Genomic DNA, 16,762 nt, shown 5'->3' on the forward strand with positions numbered 1-16,762 from the left:
CCTGCGGTACGGAAATCCAGCGTGACTGTTCCCGCCCGCCTGCGACCGACGAGGTGGCGAGGTGTTCCGCATCCCGCCAGATCGTACGGAATGCCCCAATGCTCCAGCTCAACTCGCCTGTGCTGACGCGAACATCGGCACCCTACCGCCCCCTTGTGTCCGGTGAAGTCAGTAGGATCGCGCGGCGGCCTGCGTCCGCCCGACACGGGGCGGCGGACGGACTCTCGGGCCGGCCGAGGGAATGGATGACAGTGAGTCACATCGTCGTGAAGCGCCCGCCTCGGGTGCTGCCGTCCGAAGTGTCCACGCAGGAGATCGTCCTGCAGCCTCCGCCCGAACTGCCGCGGGGGAACCAGGAGAGCGTGCTGATGCAACTCCTGCCGACGCTCGGCATGGGTGGCTCGGTGGTCTTCTTCTTCACGAGCGGGCAACCGTTCATGAGGATCATGGGCATGATCATGATCGCGTCGACGATCGCGATGTCCGTTGCGATGGTGATCCGATTCCGGCGCGGCAACCAGGGGCAGTTGGCGGACATGCGTCGCGACTACCTGAGCTACCTGGCGCAGACCCGGCGCAGGGCCGTCGACACGGCGAAGGCGCAGCGGGACGCGCAGTACTTCCTCCACCCCTCCCCCGAACAATTGTGGGCCCTGGTCGCCGAAGGCAGCCGGGTGTGGGAACGGCGCCCTGGTGACGAGGACTTCGCCCAGGTCCGCATCGGCCTGGGCGCGCAAGCCCTCGCCACGCCACTGGTCACGCCCGAGACCGGTCCCGTCGAGCAGCTCGAACCGCTGACGGCGGGCGCGATGCAGCGCTTCCTCGCCGTCCACAGCACCCTGGACGACCTGCCGATGGCGGTCTCGCTGCGTGCCTTCTACCACGTCACGATCAGCGGCGAACCGCAGTCCGTACGGTCCTCCGCCCGGGCCGTGGCCGGCTCGCTGGCCTCGTTGCACTCCCCCGAGGACCTGCTCATCGTCGTCGCGGCCGGCCGGGAGGCCCTGCCGCACTGGGAGTGGGCGAAGTGGCTGCCGCACGTCCAGGCGCCCGGCGCGGTGGACGGCGCGGGCAGCCGCAGACTGATCGACAGCGACAGCCGCGAGCTGGAGAACCTGCTCGCCACCCGGCTGACCGGCCGTCCGCGCTTCCACCCGAACGCGGCGCCCCTGCCGGAGGAGCCGCACATCGTCGTCGTACTCGACGGCCTCTCCCTGCCCCCGGACTCGGTCCTGGCCAACCCCGAGGGTCTTCAGGGCGTCACGGTCCTCGAAGTCGTCCCCGGCGAGCTGACCGGGACCGGCGGCGAGCTCTCCATCGTCGTACGACCCGGGGCACTGCACCTGGAGTCGGGGCAGGGCATCGTCTACGAGGGGATCCCCGACAACCTCTCGTACGAGTCCGCCGAAGCCCTTGCCCGGCAACTGGCCCCCCTGCGGATGGCATCCGGCGGGGACGACGGCGAACCGCTGCTCGCCAACCTGGAGTTCACCGATCTGCTCAACCTCGGTGACGCGGCGTCCGTCGACACCCAGCGCACCTGGCGGCCGCGTTCGCTGGCCGAGCGGCTGCGGGTGCCGATCGGTGTCGGCGAGGACGGCCGGCCCGTGATGCTCGACCTCAAGGAGGCCGCGCAGGAGGGCATGGGCCCGCACGGTCTGTGCGTGGGCGCCACCGGTTCCGGCAAGTCGGAGCTGCTGCGCACGCTGGTGCTGGGCCTGGCGGTGACGCACTCCTCGGAGACGTTGAACTTCGTCCTGGCGGACTTCAAGGGCGGCGCGACCTTCGCGGGCATGGCGCAGATGCCGCACGTGGCGGCTGTCATCACCAACCTCGCGGACGATCTGACCCTGGTCGACCGCATGGGCGACTCCATCCGCGGGGAGCTCAACCGCCGTCAGGAGATGCTGCGGGACGCGGGCAACTATGCCAACATCCACGACTACGAGAAGGCGCGCGCGGCGGGCGCGGCCCTGCAGCCCATTCCGTCGCTGGTGCTGGTCATCGACGAGTTCAGCGAGCTGCTGACGGCGAAGCCGGACTTCATCGAGATGTTCGTGCAGATCGGCCGCATCGGCCGGTCGCTCGGTGTGCACCTGCTGCTGGCGTCGCAGCGGCTGGAGGAGGGCCGCCTGCGCGGTCTGGAGACGTACCTGTCGTACCGGGTCGGTCTGCGGACGTTCTCCGCCGCGGAGTCCCGCGCCGCGATCGGCGTACCGGACGCCTATGAGCTGCCGAACGTGCCGGGCTCCGGCCTCCTGAAGTTCGGCACGGGCGAGATGGTGCGCTTCAAGGCGGCGTACGTCTCCGGCGTGTACCGCTCGGGCACGCAGCGGCCGACGGGCAGCGGTCAACTGCCCATGGACCGGCGGCCGGTGCTGTTCACGGCGGCCGAGGTGCCGGTGCAGTACGCGCCGGTGCCGCGGCAGCGCCCGTCGGCTTCGGACAGTCCGGAGGTCGACGACGCGCTCGCCGACACCGTGCTGGACGTGATCGTGCGCCGGCTGGAGGCGCAGGGCCCGGCGGCCCACCAGGTGTGGCTGCCGCCGCTGGACAGCCCGCCGTCGCTGGACGGCCTTCTGCCCGGGCTCGCGGCGGTGCAGGGCCGCGGGCTCACGCAGCCCGGTTACGAGGGCGCCGGCCGCCTGGTCGTACCGGCGGGCCTGGTGGACAAGCCGTACGAGCAGCGCCGTGACCCGCTCTGGATCGACTTCTCCGGGGCGGCCGGCCACATGCAGATCCTCGGCGGCCCGCAGTCCGGCAAGTCGACACTGCTGCGCTCCCTGATCTCGGCGTTCGCGCTCACGCACACGCCGTACGAAGTCCAGTTCTACGGCCTCGACTTCGGCGGTGGCGGCATGTCGGCGGTGGCCGGACTGCCGCACGTCGGTGGAGTCGCCTCGCGCCTGGATCCGGAGCGGGTGCGGCGCACGGTGGCCGAGGTGTACGGCGTGCTGACCCGTCGGGAGGAGTACTTCCGTTCGTCGGGCATCTCATCGATCGCGGACTTCCGGGCCAGGCGGGCCCGAGGCGACATCTCGGTCACGGACCAACCGTGGGGCGATGTCTTCCTGGTCATCGACGGCTGGGGCAACTTCCGTGCGGACTACGAGGCGATGGACCAGGTGATCCTGGACATCGCGGCGCGCGGTCTGGGCTACGGCATCCATCTGATCCTTACGGCCTCACGCTCGATGGAGGTCAGGGCCAATCTCAAGGACCACCTGATGAACCGCCTGGAGCTGCGGCTCGGCGACACGATGGACTCCGAGCTGGACCGCAAGGTGGCCGCGAACGTGCCGGCGGGCGTGCCCGGCCGCGGACAGGCCCCGCAGAAGCTGCACTTCATGGCGGCGGTGCCGCGCATCGACGGTCTGACCTCCGACACGGACCTGGCGGACGCCACGGCCGCCCTGGCCACCGAGGTCTCCCGGCACTGGCAAGCACCCGGCGCACCCGAAGTCCGCTTGCTGCCCCGCGAGTTCCCGGCCGAGCAGCTGCCTCCGGGCCATCGCTTCCCGCGCCGCGGTGTCGCCTTCGCCCTCGACGAGGACAACCTCGAACCGGTCTTCGTCGACTTCGAACAAGACCCGTTCTTCCTCGTCTTCGGCGAGAGCGAGTCGGGCAAGTCGAACCTGCTGCGGCTGCTGATCAAACAGGTCACGGAACGGTACTCGGGCGACGAGGCCAAACTGTTCGTCATCGACAACCGGCGCGCGCTGCTGGACGTCACCCCGTCGTCCCACCTGGCCGAGTACATCCCCATGTCCAACGCCATGGACCACCACATGGCCGCCCTCGCCGACCTCATGAAGCGCCGCACACCGACGGCCGACGTGACGGCACAGCAGCTGCGGGACCGAAGTTGGTGGCGCGGGCCCACGGTGTACGTCGTCATCGACGACTACGACCTGGTCGCGACGTCGAGCGGCAATCCGCTGGCGGGATTGACGGAGCTGTTGCCGTTCGCCCGGGACGTGGGGGTGCGGTTCATCATCGCGCGGTCGACGGCGGGCGCCGGGCGTGCCTCGTACGAAGCGTTCATGCAGCGCGTCAAGGAGCTGGGGGCGCAGGGGGTTGTGCTGGCCGGCGATCCGGGTGAGGGGGATCTGCTGGGTGGGGTTCGGGCTCGGCCTATGCCTGCGGGGCGGGGGGTCTTTGTTTCTCGGCGACGGGGGAAGCCGTTGGTGCAGGTGGGGTTGGTGGCGGAGAGGGTGTACTGAGGTGGGCAGCGCTGAGCAGCCGTTTTCGACGGCTGCTCATATGTGACGAGACGGTGGTGGGATGGAGTCCCTCCGATCCCACCACCGCCAAGCTGGCGGGATCTGTGAAGTCGCTTGAATCCAGCTCACAGGTCTGGCCAGTTAGTACTTTGACGGAATGGTTCCGCCCGAAGGTGCGGGCTTCACGGGGACACGGGGAGAGGGTTCGCGGATGGCGTGGGACGAATGGGAGCAGCTCAAGGGTGACGCACTGAAGCGTCAACAGAGTTCAGCCCACATGCAGCTCAACCAGCTCCCGGCAGACCAGGGCGGTAGCAGCCCACAGGGCGACCTTCGCGTCAATCAGAGCGACCTCGCGGCGGTCGGCAACGCTGCCTATGACCTGCATCGTGACTTCGAACGCTACAGCGACCATGCTCGCGTCGCCTCGCAAAAGGCAGCCGCAGGCATGACGAAACAGGGCTTCAAGACTCTCGGGAGCGCCCTGGATCATGTGGCGGAACGCTGGATCGACCAGGTGCGGTCCCTCCTCGACGCCACGGCCCACATCTCCAATCACCTCGACTACACCAAAAATGCGCATGCCGGCGACGAGGTGTACATCGCCGGCACCATCAGCAGCATCTCCACGCTGGACGAAGGCTTCGACCAGAGGGCAGGAAAGCACTGATGGATCTCGACACGCTCCGGTTCGGTGACTTCTCTCAGCTCGGCGAAGCCATCACCGACTGGGAACAGATGGTCAAGAACCTGGCCACGCTCAAGGAAGATGCTGAGCGCAACCTCAAAGCCAAGGCGGACAAGGCACGTTGGGCTGGCGTCAACGCCACAGTGACCCGCGAGTTCGTCGACAAGACGGCGAACGAGTTCGGCGACGCTCATACGCAGGCGAACTCCATCGCCAAGATCCTCAAGGACACCCGCGGGGAACTCGTCAGCTACCGCACCCAGCTCAACGACGCCATCGCGCGGTGCTACGCGAAGCATCTGACTGTGGCGGACACAGGCGAAGGCACCTTCGTCGTCGCTGCGAACACCCGCCCCGACTGGACGACCGATCCCAGCGGCCGATCCGGCGCAGCCAATCAGACGGAAGTCGACGCCTTTCGCACCGAGATCGAAGGCATTCTCAGCAAGGCCACCGAGAGCGAGGACTCAGCCGCGAAGGTCCTCAAGCTCCTCGTCGACCAGGCCAAGCACGGCTTCTCCGACGCCAACTACAAGGACCGCGACTCCGCGGCCAAGGCCGTCGCAGCCGCCGAGAAATCGGCGAAGATCCTCCAGAAGGACCCGCGCGAGGTGACCAACACGGAACTGGCCGCGCTCAACTCCACGCTCGCCACCTACAAGAACGATCCGCTCTTCGCCGAGAAGTTGGCCACGGACGTAGGTCCAAAACGGACTATGCAGTTCTATTCCGACCTGGCCAACGACTACCAGTTCTACGTGAACCCCCGCTCCCGCGAAGGCCTCTCGGACGCGCAGAAGGAGCGGATGAAGCTGATCGGGGGCTTCGAGAAACAGCTCGGGATGACACTGGCCACAGCCAGCCATTCCGACAGTGACGCCATGCAGAAGTGGAAAGACAGCGTCATCACCGAAGGCGGCACAAACCTCCGGGCCACCGGCCAGACCCCCGTCTACGGGTTCCAGGTGATGAGCAACCTCATGCGCAACGGGGAGTACAAGACGAGCTTCCTCCACGACTACGGCGATGCACTGATCGACTACGAGAAGAAGCACACTTCGGACGAATACGGGGGACTTCAGCGCCGCACCACGCGTGAGGACGTACTCCCCTGGGACCGATCGGCGCAGTACGAACGCCTCCATTACGGCGTCGGCAACGACGCGGGTGGGGATCCCATGACGGGTTTCATGGAAGCTCTCGGCCACAATGCGGACGCATCGACGGACTTCTTCAACGAGGGAAAGAACTTCGACTACCTGACCGAAGACCGCGAATGGCCCAAGGACTTCGCGTCGTCCGACGCCAAGACCATCGCTGGGTACGACTCTCTCGGCCACGCCCTCGAGTCCGCCACGAAGGGCGCCCCCTACGACGCGGACCCGCCTCAACTGCACAGGGACGCCGAGACCGCTGCCGTCGCCGAGAAGGTGGTGCAACGGTACGGGCAGGACGCCGAGTACAAGGACGACAAGCAGACGGGGCTGAGCGGCGCGCAGTTGCAGGCGAAGCAGCAAGGCATCGGCGACAGCCTGGGCAGCATCGGAGCTGCCTACATCGATGACATCAACTGGGCCATGGACGGCAACGCCGACAAGTCGCTGTTCGCCATGGACAACGGTGAGCGAAGTTCCGTCGCCGATCGCGCGCACTTCAACACAAGGGACCTCAGCGTCACCAAGTTCCTCAGCACCGTCGGCCAGGACCCGGATGGCTACGCCCAGATCACGACGGCGCAGCAGGCCTACACCACGTCGCTGGTCAACGAGTACCCACCCTCAATCGAGGCAGATGGAGACGTCGACTCCACCCGTGCCGAAACGGCGATTGGAACCGGAGCAGAGCTGCAGGGCATCGTGGACCGTTCACGTGCCGAAGAGGTCAGGGTCGGGCAGGAAGAAGCCGACAAGAAGTACAACGACGCGATCGATGCCCGCGCTGAGCAGCACAAGATGATCGCCGGATTGGTCACTGGAGGGTTGTTCTCCATGGCCCCGGAGCCCTCCACGGGGCACGCAGCCACTGTGGTGCCCATTGTCGGCGATGGGGTCGAGGGCGTAGTGGGTGGGATGATCGAGAAGAATATCGACGAATATGCCAAGTCTCAGCATCGCGATAATTCTGAGCAGGGTCATACCGAAACGAACAAAATTTACGAGCGGGGCTACCGGGCTTCTTGGCAGTCGGGATATTCGGTACTAGAAAGCGCAGACAAATCCAGCACATGGGATGCCGACGAGTACCAGAAACTCAGCGCTGCGCTTACCGCAGCGCACCATCAGGGATACATCAGTGGCAGCCAGATGCAAGAGAACGTCGGTTCGTTGCCGACCCCGAACGGAAGCTGATGCCTCAATGGCACATAATCCAGGAATGAAGCGCATCCTGCTGCCCGCGCTCTTCATGATGGGCACCTTGGTGGGCTGCACGGGATCTGATGGAAGTTCTTCAGACCCAACACCGTCAACTACGCCTTCGACTCGCAGTGAGTCAGCTGCTCAGGCATGTAACGGGCTGCTCGGAGCGTCTGGCGGCTCGAGTCTGGAAGAGCTATTGAAGGCCGATCGGTTCATCGATAACTCAGGAACCCTCCAAATGGAGAGCGCGCAACAGACAGCGAAAGCACTCTCTCGCGAGAGCTCACCCTCCAGCAGAGGGACCAACCACTACATGTGCGCAATACAGTCCTCCGATGGGAAATTCGGAAACACACTGCTGGTTTCAGCGCAGTGGTACCACCTCAAATCGGGAGATCTCGATTGGTCAAGCGACAAGCAGAGCACCGTATTTGACCTCGCGAACAGTGGGCAGCAGACGAACGTCACTCCCTTCGCGAACACCACGGACGCATCAGCTTTGCTTCACTTCCGGTGTCCGGTAGGGGCCGGAAAGGAAGACAGCACCGTAGCTTCCCTTACCGCTTACACGGAGTTGGTACCACGCAGTGACCAGCAGAATCGACGAGCTCAGCTGACTCGCATTGCCAATGCGGCAGCGGTCGAACTGGCCAAGGAAATGGGCTGCTTGGACGTGAGTAAGCTGCCCACATCTCTAGGGGAGCTCACCGCGGCCTGACCGCAATGGCAGGGGCGGATTCAAAGTCCAACGGTAGACGGAGCTGTTGCCGTTCGCCCGGGACGTGGGGGGTGCGGTTCATCATCGCGCGGTCGACGGCGGGCGCCGGGCGTGCCTCGTACGAAGCGTTCATGCAGCGCGTCAAGGAGCTGGGGGCGCAGGGGGTTGTGCTGGCCGGCGATCCGGGTGAGGGGGATCTGCTCGGTGAGGTTGGTGGCGAAGAGGGCGTACTGAGTTGTCGCTCTTGGATCCTGAGTTGTCGTACGTGGTGTCGGGAGGGACGTACTAATGGTGGGTGTGGGGATCTTCATGGTGCTGATCGCGCTCTGGCTCGGCGGCATGGGCCTGGCCGACCAGAAGGCGCTGTGGTGGCGGTTCCAGGCCCGCCGCTTCAGCGATCCGGAGGCGAACGAACCGTCGCAGACCGGATACCGGGCTCGGAGGTTCCTGCTGCTGTCGCTGGCGCTGGTGATCTTGGTGATTGCGGTGGTGTGGTTCACCCAGATCGATTACCTGCAGTCGGGCGGCGTGCGGGATTGATGTGAGATGGCGGTGGGGAGCCCGAAGGTTCCGTTTTACCGCCGTTAAGCCATACAGCAGTGATTTGCGGGAAGAACGGTGAGATCCGTGAACTCGCTTGAACTGAGTTCACGGATGTGGCCTGTTGGTAGCTTGGCGGAGAGTCCCGTCCAGGAGGGCGGGCTTCACGGGGACATGGGGAGAGGTTTGTGCATGGCATGGGACGAATGGGAGCAGCTGAAGTCACAGGCGGCTGAGCGACAGTCGACGCAGATGCAGCTGAATCAGTTGGATCCGGGGGACGGCGGGGGCTACACCTCGCCCCCCAGCCAGTACGGCGATCTCGTGGCCAGTCAGGGCGACCTGTCGAACATCGGCAAGAAGGCGTTCGCCCTGTACAACGACCTATGGGACAAGGGACGCAGGGCCGTACCCAGCAGCGAGACTGCCGCGGGGAGCCTGTCCAAGGACGGCTTCGCGCTGGGCGGCGGGCTCCAGCACGTGGCAACGCGCTGGGACAAGCAGCTGTCGTCCCTCAGGGACGCGTGCGCGCACATCTCCAACCACATGACGGTCACCAAGAAGCTGCACGCGGACGACGACCATTACATCCGTCGCCAGATGAGCAGCATTGACATGCTGGACGCTGGCTTCGACGAGAGGGTCGGTGAACCGGGCGCGAAGAATCAGGTCTACGTCGACTCTGGCGAGAAGAAGGACAAGAACTGATGGACCTCGACGCTCTTCGTTTCGCCAACTTCAGCCAACTCGACACGGCTATCGACGACTGGTCGACGATGGTGCGCGACCTCGAGACGCTCAAGGAAGACGCCGAGAAGGGGCTCCGGGGCGCCGCCAACAAGGCCAACTGGATGGGCTACAACGCCACCGTGTCGAAGGAATTCATCGGAAAGACCGCTGGCGAATTCGCCGATGCCCACACACAGGCCACGTCGATTTGGAACATCCTCCGGGACACGCGGGACGAGCTTAAGCGCTACCAGGACAATCTCAACGACGCGATCGACCGGGGCCTGAAGAAGAACCTGACGGTGGTGTCCACTGGTGACGGCGGATTCACCGTCACCATGAACATCCACCCCGACCGCGCCGCGAAGGGCACGACGGTTCCCGAGCACCAGGCAAGCGACTTCACCGCCTTGCGCGACGAGGTACAAAAGATCCTCAACGAGGCTACGGAGAGCGACAGCTCGGCCAACACTGTCCTCAGAGCAATCGCCGACCAGAGCGCGCTCGGCTTCTCGGAGGCCAACTACAAGGACCGTGACTCTGCGGCCGAGGCCGTCAAGCAAGCCGACGAGTTGGCCAAGCTTGCCAAGAAGAACCCCGAGGACCTCACCCTTGAGGAGTTCGACCGGCTCAACGCGGGCCTCAAGAAATACGGGAACGACGAACTGTTCGCCGAACGGTTCGCCACGGATCTCGGGCCCCAGAAGACCCTGGAGTTCTGGACGGGTGTCACCAACCCACACACCAACTCTGACGTGTTCCGTAACCGGCTCGACCAGCTCGACGACATGCAGCGGAACCTCGGTCTCACGCTCGCCAGCGCATCGCAGAGCGACTCCGCCGCGATGACCGACTGGAAGAGCAACATGACCAGTCTGGGGGAGAGCCGTATCGGCGGTCCCAGCGGACCCATGGGCTTCCAGGTCATGAGCAACCTCATGCGCGTCGGCGACTACGACGATGCGTTTCTGAAGCAATACGGCACCGAACTCATGGCCACCGAGCGGAAACTGACTGGCAACGGCGAACGAAACAACCTCGCTTGGCACTTCGGCGGAGCCGGAGGCACGACGCAGTACCTCAATCGCATCGGCGAGGACAGCGGGGCCGACCCGCTGACGGGCTTCTTGAAGGGGCTGTCCAACAGCCCGGATGCCGCGACCCAGTTCTTCAACCAGGAGTACATCTCGAAGAACGATCCGAACAACCCCTTCGAGCGAGACTCTGACGACGAGAACGACTACAAAGGGAAGGTCACACTGTCCAACTTCCAGTATCTGTTCGAGGAACGGGACTGGCCTCAGGAAGTGGACTCCCACGGAGACGATCTCCATAGCGGACAGAACAACCTGGCGTTGGCACTGGAGGCGGCTACCACGGGACACCCCGCAGGTGAAATCCCGACAGCGGATACACCTGCTCACAACGGAGAGCAGACAAAACTCTTTGAGAGCATCGTGTCCTCCATCTCGGACGACAGTGGACGACTCACCGATAACAGCTACATGTCCGACAGCATCGGACAGATCACGTCAGAGTATCTCCCGGACATCAATCGGGCAATGACAGACGACTCTGATGGAGACACAAACAGGCTATTCCCAGTGGCGGGATCCTCCGCCACGCTCAACCACAGGGACGTGACGGCGCTACTCGTTTCAGTCGGGCAGAATCCTGAAGGTTATGCAGCCGTCGAAGTAGCAAACAAGGCCTACATGGCAAACATGATGGACTACCACATGAACCCGGACCTGGCAGCGGGTTACCGGTACTCCAACGACACGCAATTTGCCATCGAGCAGCTTGCCCACGGTTCGGGCGAGATCTCGGGAACACTCGCCATCGGACGTCAAGAGGCAGTTGCCGGTCCCGGGAAGGAGTCCGACGACGCCTACGATCAGTCTGTCGCACAGTGGAAGAACGGCATCTCAGGCGGTATCGGAACGGGTATCGGCGTTGGCGTGACATTCATCGCAAGCCCGGTTGGCGGCGCTGTGGCCGGCGGCGCAGCCAGCACTGTCAGCAGCATGGTTCTCGAGGAACTGTTCCAGAATGCAGAGGGCCATGCAAAGGATGGCGCTGGCGCCGTTATGGGGGAGAAGTGGGAAAGCGGCCTCGAAGAGAACTCGGCATACACGGAGCGAGCTGCCGAACTTGCGGCCAAGGCTCACAACCGAACCGACCTGCAAGACACCAGCATCGACGAGAAGGCGCGCGCAGCAACGCAGCAGGGCTTCAGGGACGCGGGCACAAACACCGAGTACATGGCACCGCACCTTAAAACCGAAATCTGACCCCATGCGAGAGGGACTCTCCATGTTCCGCCCCCGACTCAACCATCCCGCAAAAACCGGCCGAGCTTCGGCTTCTATCGCCGTGACGCTGGCCGGAGCACTGGCTCTTTCTGCCTGCTCAGGCGGAGACGGAGAAGCAGAGAAGAAGTACACGGTCCCCAGCGCCCTCTGCGGAATCTCACTAGACCCCGAGCTGCTCGATGCTTTCCTGCCAGGGGGTGATTCCGTCTCCGTGAAGCCCTCGTCTCCCAACGGGGGGACAAAACGGTGTGACGTCATCGTCGATGGCGATATCTCGGTTCGGCAGGTCCAGGCATGGTGGAGCAACGGGGAGAGCGCGTCCACTGTCGCCGCGGGATACGACAAAATGGACGACGGCCAAGTGACCGACGACGATCGCTATCTCTACTCGGGCACTGGTTCGGTCGGGAAGACCACGACATCGTGCAAGTCCTCGGATCATCCCGATCAAACCCTGTACGCCGTAGTCCAGGTGTTCACCCCGGACCGATCTGACTCCGGCGCGATGAAGAGGCTGATCACGGCCTACACCAAGGCTCTTGAGGACTCCGATGAGTGCCGCTGACCACTGACCACCCTTCTTTCTCTATTGCGCGCACCGACGCTCGCAGCATTCAGGCTGACCCTGATCGCCTGTTCCTCCGCGTCACCGGAGGAACAGGCGATCACTTTGTTCCGCCGCTTCGGCTCAATGCGCTCAACCTCACTGGAAGCCGCTACTTAAGACCTGAACGTTCCCACCGAGGTTCGATGACAAAGGTGCACCAGACCTGCTTCTCGTCGACGCCCATGCGATGCCAGCCCCATCGCCATGCGAGGGACTCCACCAGGCGCAGCCCTCGGCCCTGTTCGCTGAACAGATCATTGCCGCCCGGCAGTTCCGGTGCCCGGTCTGGAGCGTGGTCGATCACCATCACTCGTAGGACTCGGGGAGCAAAGTGTCTCCGCGATCCCAGAATCAGCTCCAGCCCTGCCAGTCCGCCACCGTGCCGCACGGCGTTCGCACACAACTCTCCGACCGCCAACTCCACAGAGTCAGCCAAGTCGGGGAGTTTCCAGTGCTGTTGAAGCCATACGCGGGCACGGTGGCGGGCTTCGGCCACTGGGCGGTTCGCATCGAGAACGGAGGTGTCCCAGCCGATTCGAGTGGGGGTGGTGTCGAAGGAGGTGGAACCGGGAGAGATCTGGACATCCAACGTGCACCTCACATGGAGAATTGACAGTGACCTGAGTCACACCATAGACCCTGCAAAACAACACGTGATACCAAATCCACTCCAACGGGTTGAAGTTACGTGTTCGATGGACGCGTACAGGCGTGGCGTGCACACTGAGCGCGAGCGAGGAGAGAGGGACATGGCACCACGGCAAACACCCACAGTCCGTCAGCGGCGTTTCGGCGCAGAATTGCGGAGGTTGCGTGAGGCCGCCGGCTTGTCCGCCCCGAAGGCTGCCGAGTTGCTCGGCACGGACCGCACGACCATTTCGAACGTGGAAGCCGGACGCTTCGGCATCAGCGAACAGCGGCTTCGTCGTCTCGCCAGCATCTACGAGTGTGACGACCTGACACTGATCGATGCCCTGGCCGCCATGACGGGCGGTCGCAGCTCAGGCTGGTGGGACGAGTACCGCAGGAAAGTACCGCCCGACTTCCTCGATGTGGCGGAGCTGGAGCATCATGCGACTTCGCTGCGAACCTTGCAGACAGCCCACATCCCCGGCATGTTCCAGGTCGAGGAACACGCCCGCGCCCTCTTCGACCTGTTCATCCCCGCACTACCGCGCCTTGAAGTTGAGCTCCGCATCGCCCAACGACTCGCCCGCCACACCGTGATCACCAAAGTGCCGCCAGTGACGTACAGAGGGGTGATCCATGAAGCCGCTCTGCACATGCAGGTGGGCGGACGGCAAGTCGCGAGGGAGCAACTCAAGCGTCTTCTCGAGGAAGGCGAGCGTGAGAACGTCATGCTCCTCGTTATCCCGTTCAGCGCTGGCGAGTTCCCGATGGCAGGAGACTCAGTGTTGTACGCAGCCGCTGACAGCCCACATCTGGACACTGTTCAGGTGGACACACCGATCGGGGCTGTCTTCTTCGACTCCCCCACTCAGCTGGCCAACTTCCGCCGCCGCATGGACGCCGTCGAACAAGTAGCCTTGGATCCCAAGCAGTCGAGGGACCGAATCCTCGAAATCGCTAAGGATCTATAAGAGGTAGATGTTTTGTCCGAATTGAAGTGGATCAAGTCGTCCTTCTCGGAGGCGTCCGGCAATAACTGCGTCGAGATAGCCCAGAACAGACACTTGATTGTCATACGCGATTCGAAGAACCCGAAGATTCCTTGGGCCTCGGTAGGCCGAGTTGCGTGGTCGCGATTCGCCAGCGCAGTAGCCGAAGAGCGGCTTCCCTGATCGATCAAGTACACGGTTCCAACGGCTTTTCGTCGGCACTCCGAACGAAGCCGTGCGGTCATCATCGCCTTCACCACGCGGCGGGACGCCACCGTGCAGGACGGTGCGGAGTCAGTTCGGAGCTGGGGAAGCCGTGTCGTCGGCCTCGAAGTCGAAGTTGATCTGGTCTCCATCGACGGAGGACACCTTGACCGTTACGCCCAAGGTGCTGCCGTCGTCCGCTGTGAGCTTGCACCGGGTGGTGGTACCGACCTTGCCGGCGAGGTCCTCGGGACAGGTGATGTGCGGCTTTGGCTGGCCCGTTGTGGCGGCGAGCTTTTCGGCGAGTGTGGTGGCAAGCTTTTCCGAAGACATTTTCGGCGTCGACCCGACGTTGACCGAGGCCGAGCAGCTGACGAGCAGCACGCCGCCGGCTACGGCCGAGAGGATCGAAGTTGCTGTGGACAGCGGGGTTGTGGTCATGATGGGCTCCGGGCTGAGGGGTCATGACGAGAAGAGGCAGAGCAGACTTGGCAGGGAGTTCCGGGCATGCTGGGGAGGCTCCCTGGCATAAGCCGGAGTAGCCAACGCTTCGTCCGGGACACACACCACGGACGTGTGGCGTGGGCTTTCTGAAAGAGGCGGTACAGCACAGGGTGGGCACCTCCCGTGCGTGCCCACCCTGGTTCCGCGGAGAACGCTCTCCTACGTGAAGTAGCTGGCGCCCTTCAGGTCGCCGCCTCGGTAGTCACCGCCGGCGGTGTGGACCCGCTGCGAGATGTTGACCAGCGCCTGGTGGATGCCCCGCGCGTGCGTGTCCCATTCCTTGGACTTCTTCTGGAATTCCCCGAACGCCTCGCCGCCCCAGCCAGAGGACACGTTGAGCACGGCCTGCTTCAGGGCCTCGAGGTCCTCCTCGAGCTTCTTGGCCTGGTCGCCGAGCTCTGTTGCGAGCGCGTCCATGGTGCCGTATGTGACGGCAAGTTCGTCGTAGTGGGCTCCGGACATGTTTCCCTCGCTTCTGTGAAGATTTCAGCCGGACTGCGCAGCCCGGACAACGGTGCGGCCAGTACCGCCGACGGCCCGTTAGTAGCTGTTGAGCGCCGAAGTCTTTCCGCCGAGATCGTCTACGGAGATCTGCTTGAGGTCGGCTTCGATCTGGTCTTCGAGGTTGCGCTTGTCGGTCTTGTTCAGGTTGATGCCCTCGAGGAAGTTGTCGAGCATCTTGCCGATCGCGACCATGTGCTGGTTGATTTCCGTCTGCTTCGTGTTGAACGCGTGGGCGCCCTGTCCCCTCCAGGCCTTCTCGATCATGTCGATCGTGCCCTGCAGCTTGGCGAGCGATCCCCTGATGTTGTCGTATCGATCGACGACCTCGGTCTGAAGCCGCTGTACGTCACTTTCGTTAAGGACGCGGTCCGCCATTTCGGCACTCCCTTTCGTCAGAGCTGTGGTTCGATTCCTCGCGCGTCACCGCGCCAGAAAGGTTGTGTGTGACCGGTTTCCGCGCGTGAGTCGTCATGCTCCTCGCCGCGCGCGGATCACTGCGAAGGCACCGCCCCCGATCACCAGGACAGCCCCTGCGGCTCCGAGGGCGACCCACATCGTGGTGTTGTCGGACGACTCCGAGCTTGATCCTGACGCCGAGGCCTGGCCGCCAGAAGTCTCCTTGGAGGCTTGTGACGAGGTTGATGCCGAAGGGGACGGTGAGGCGGTGACGCCCGTGACGCCGGTTCCGTTCTCGAAGCTGAGGGGGTCGGTGGCGGCTGACCCCGGGTTGATGTCGCTGTTCTCCAGCACCTTGCGGGGGCGGACGGCGCCATAGCCGAGGTAGTTGCTCCGCTCGCCCTTCGGCCAGGTACGGCCAGCTGTGTCGATCATGGTGCGCAGGACTTGGTTGGCCGTCCAGTTGGGGTGGGCGGACCAGATGAGGGCGGCGGAGGCGGAGGCGATGGCGGTGGCCATACTTGTTCCGTCTCCGTCGTCGCAATACGAGCGGAATGTTGCGTCGCACCAGTAGGGCACGTTGAGGCCGGGAGCCCCCAGATCGACATAGTTGCCGTACTCCGAGAAGTCGCCGACTTTCCCCTTCTCGTCCGTGGCAGCTACCCCGACTACATAAGGGTAGGCTGCTGGGTAGTCCACGAAGTTCTTGGATTCAGCGTCGTTGCCGGTACCGGCGAACATCAGCTTCCCCTTGGATTGGGCGTACTTGATGGCCTTCTCCACATCCGGGTCGATAATGTCACTGCCGAAGGACATGCTGATGATCTGAGCATCACTGTCCGCCACAGCCTTGATCGCATCCACAACTGAAGAAGTTTTCTTCTTGTCGGTGCTGTTCACACCCTTGGAGAGCACTCGATAGGGGACGATCTTCGCGCCGGGGGCCAAGCCCTGCATGCCGCCCCCGGCGCCAGTACCGGCGATCAACTCCGCCATGCTGCTGCCGTGGCCGTCGTAGTCCTCGGTGGCGTTGTATGAGACCGCCTCCGGTACCTCATCTCCGAGCACCTGGCCCTTCAGAGACGAGGTATCGGGATTCACGCCGGTGTCCAGCACGGCAACCTTGACGCCTTTGCCTGTGCTGATCTTCCACATGCCTTCGGCGTCCATCGCGTCCAAGTACCACTGCTTCGACTGGACGTCGGCGGCGACCGCACTCGGAGCCAGCCCCGAAGACACGATGACGAAAACACCGAGTGCCGCGCACGCGGTGGACATCCGTCTTCTGGCACGTCCTGCGAAGAACGCAGTCAATCCGCCACGCGGGCTGGTCCCTGTCATGCCTGTGTAGATCCTCG

At 63.9% G+C, this 16,762-nt stretch carries 15 protein-coding genes; 10 read left to right on the forward strand and 5 right to left on the reverse strand.

The features are described from left to right. Positions 1-251 precede the first annotated feature (251 nt). The 8 genes from eccCa to AB0I77_RS41720 all read left to right on the forward strand — a co-directional run bounded on the left by eccCa (position 252) and on the right by AB0I77_RS41720 (position 12,135). Positions 252-4,223, forward strand: coding sequence for a type VII secretion protein EccCa (eccCa, locus tag AB0I77_RS41685; protein WP_363288136.1), 3,972 nt, complete (start codon positions 252-254; stop codon positions 4,221-4,223). 211 nt (positions 4,224-4,434) lie between these two features. Next, a complete protein-coding gene (locus AB0I77_RS41690; protein WP_363288061.1) occupies positions 4,435-4,893 on the forward strand; it encodes a hypothetical protein in 459 nt (152 codons plus the stop codon). Then, entirely contained in the window at positions 4,893-7,259 is a 2,367-nt protein-coding gene (locus AB0I77_RS41695; protein WP_363288062.1) for a hypothetical protein, read from the forward strand. The genes AB0I77_RS41690 and AB0I77_RS41695 overlap by 1 nt, the downstream gene beginning before the upstream one ends. Positions 7,260-7,284: 25 nt before the next feature. Continuing rightward, positions 7,285-7,986 (forward strand): hypothetical protein, encoded by a 702-nt coding sequence (locus tag AB0I77_RS41700; protein ID WP_363288063.1) that lies wholly within the window; start codon positions 7,285-7,287, stop codon positions 7,984-7,986. A gap of 309 nt (positions 7,987-8,295) precedes the next feature. Continuing rightward, positions 8,296-8,526 carry a hypothetical protein gene (locus AB0I77_RS41705; RefSeq protein ID WP_363288064.1) on the forward strand — a complete coding sequence of 77 codons (231 nt, stop codon included), beginning with the start codon at positions 8,296-8,298 and terminating at the stop codon, positions 8,524-8,526. A 192-nt stretch (positions 8,527-8,718) separates the two neighbouring features. Beyond that, entirely contained in the window at positions 8,719-9,234 is a 516-nt protein-coding gene (locus AB0I77_RS41710; protein ID WP_363288065.1) for a hypothetical protein, read from the forward strand. Further along, complete coding sequence (locus tag AB0I77_RS41715; protein ID WP_363288066.1) at positions 9,234-11,549, forward strand: hypothetical protein; 2,316 nt, start codon at positions 9,234-9,236, stop codon at positions 11,547-11,549. Before AB0I77_RS41710 ends, AB0I77_RS41715 begins: the two co-directional genes overlap by 1 nt. An 82-nt stretch (positions 11,550-11,631) precedes the next feature. Further along, positions 11,632-12,135, forward strand: coding sequence for a hypothetical protein (locus AB0I77_RS41720; RefSeq protein ID WP_363288067.1), 504 nt, complete (start codon positions 11,632-11,634; stop codon positions 12,133-12,135). A gap of 151 nt (positions 12,136-12,286) precedes the next feature. Here the strand turns inward: AB0I77_RS41720 and AB0I77_RS41725 are convergent, their stop codons facing one another. Beyond that, entirely contained in the window at positions 12,287-12,766 is a 480-nt protein-coding gene (locus AB0I77_RS41725; protein WP_363288068.1) for an ATP-binding protein, read from the reverse strand. Positions 12,767-12,926: 160 nt separating this feature from the next. On the opposite strand from AB0I77_RS41725, the gene AB0I77_RS41730 reads away from it, so the two are divergent. After that, positions 12,927-13,778 (forward strand): helix-turn-helix transcriptional regulator, encoded by an 852-nt coding sequence (locus tag AB0I77_RS41730; protein ID WP_363288069.1) that lies wholly within the window; start codon positions 12,927-12,929, stop codon positions 13,776-13,778. A gap of 21 nt (positions 13,779-13,799) precedes the next feature. Then, complete coding sequence (locus AB0I77_RS41735) at positions 13,800-13,979, forward strand: DUF397 domain-containing protein (protein WP_363288137.1); 180 nt, start codon at positions 13,800-13,802, stop codon at positions 13,977-13,979. Positions 13,980-14,090: 111 nt separating this feature from the next. On the opposite strand, the gene AB0I77_RS41740 is transcribed toward AB0I77_RS41735, so the two are convergent. The 4 genes from AB0I77_RS41740 to AB0I77_RS41755 all read right to left on the reverse strand — a co-directional run bounded on the left by AB0I77_RS41740 (position 14,091) and on the right by AB0I77_RS41755 (position 16,745). Continuing rightward, positions 14,091-14,441, reverse strand: a complete 351-nt coding sequence (locus AB0I77_RS41740; RefSeq protein WP_363288070.1) for a DUF4333 domain-containing protein — start codon at positions 14,439-14,441, stop codon at positions 14,091-14,093. 222 nt (positions 14,442-14,663) lie between these two features. After that, positions 14,664-14,966, reverse strand: a complete 303-nt coding sequence (locus tag AB0I77_RS41745) for a WXG100 family type VII secretion target (protein WP_363288071.1) — start codon at positions 14,964-14,966, stop codon at positions 14,664-14,666. A gap of 78 nt (positions 14,967-15,044) precedes the next feature. Further along, on the reverse strand, positions 15,045-15,383 hold the full coding sequence (locus AB0I77_RS41750; RefSeq protein WP_363288072.1) for a WXG100 family type VII secretion target: 339 nt from the start codon (positions 15,381-15,383) through the stop codon (positions 15,045-15,047). Between the two features lie 93 nt (positions 15,384-15,476). After that, complete coding sequence (locus AB0I77_RS41755; protein ID WP_363288073.1) at positions 15,477-16,745, reverse strand: S8 family serine peptidase; 1,269 nt, start codon at positions 16,743-16,745, stop codon at positions 15,477-15,479. Positions 16,746-16,762 lie beyond the last annotated feature (17 nt).

It is taken from the genome of Streptomyces sp. NPDC050619 (assembly GCF_040654815.1).
Taxonomy (GTDB): domain Bacteria; phylum Actinomycetota; class Actinomycetes; order Streptomycetales; family Streptomycetaceae; genus Streptomyces.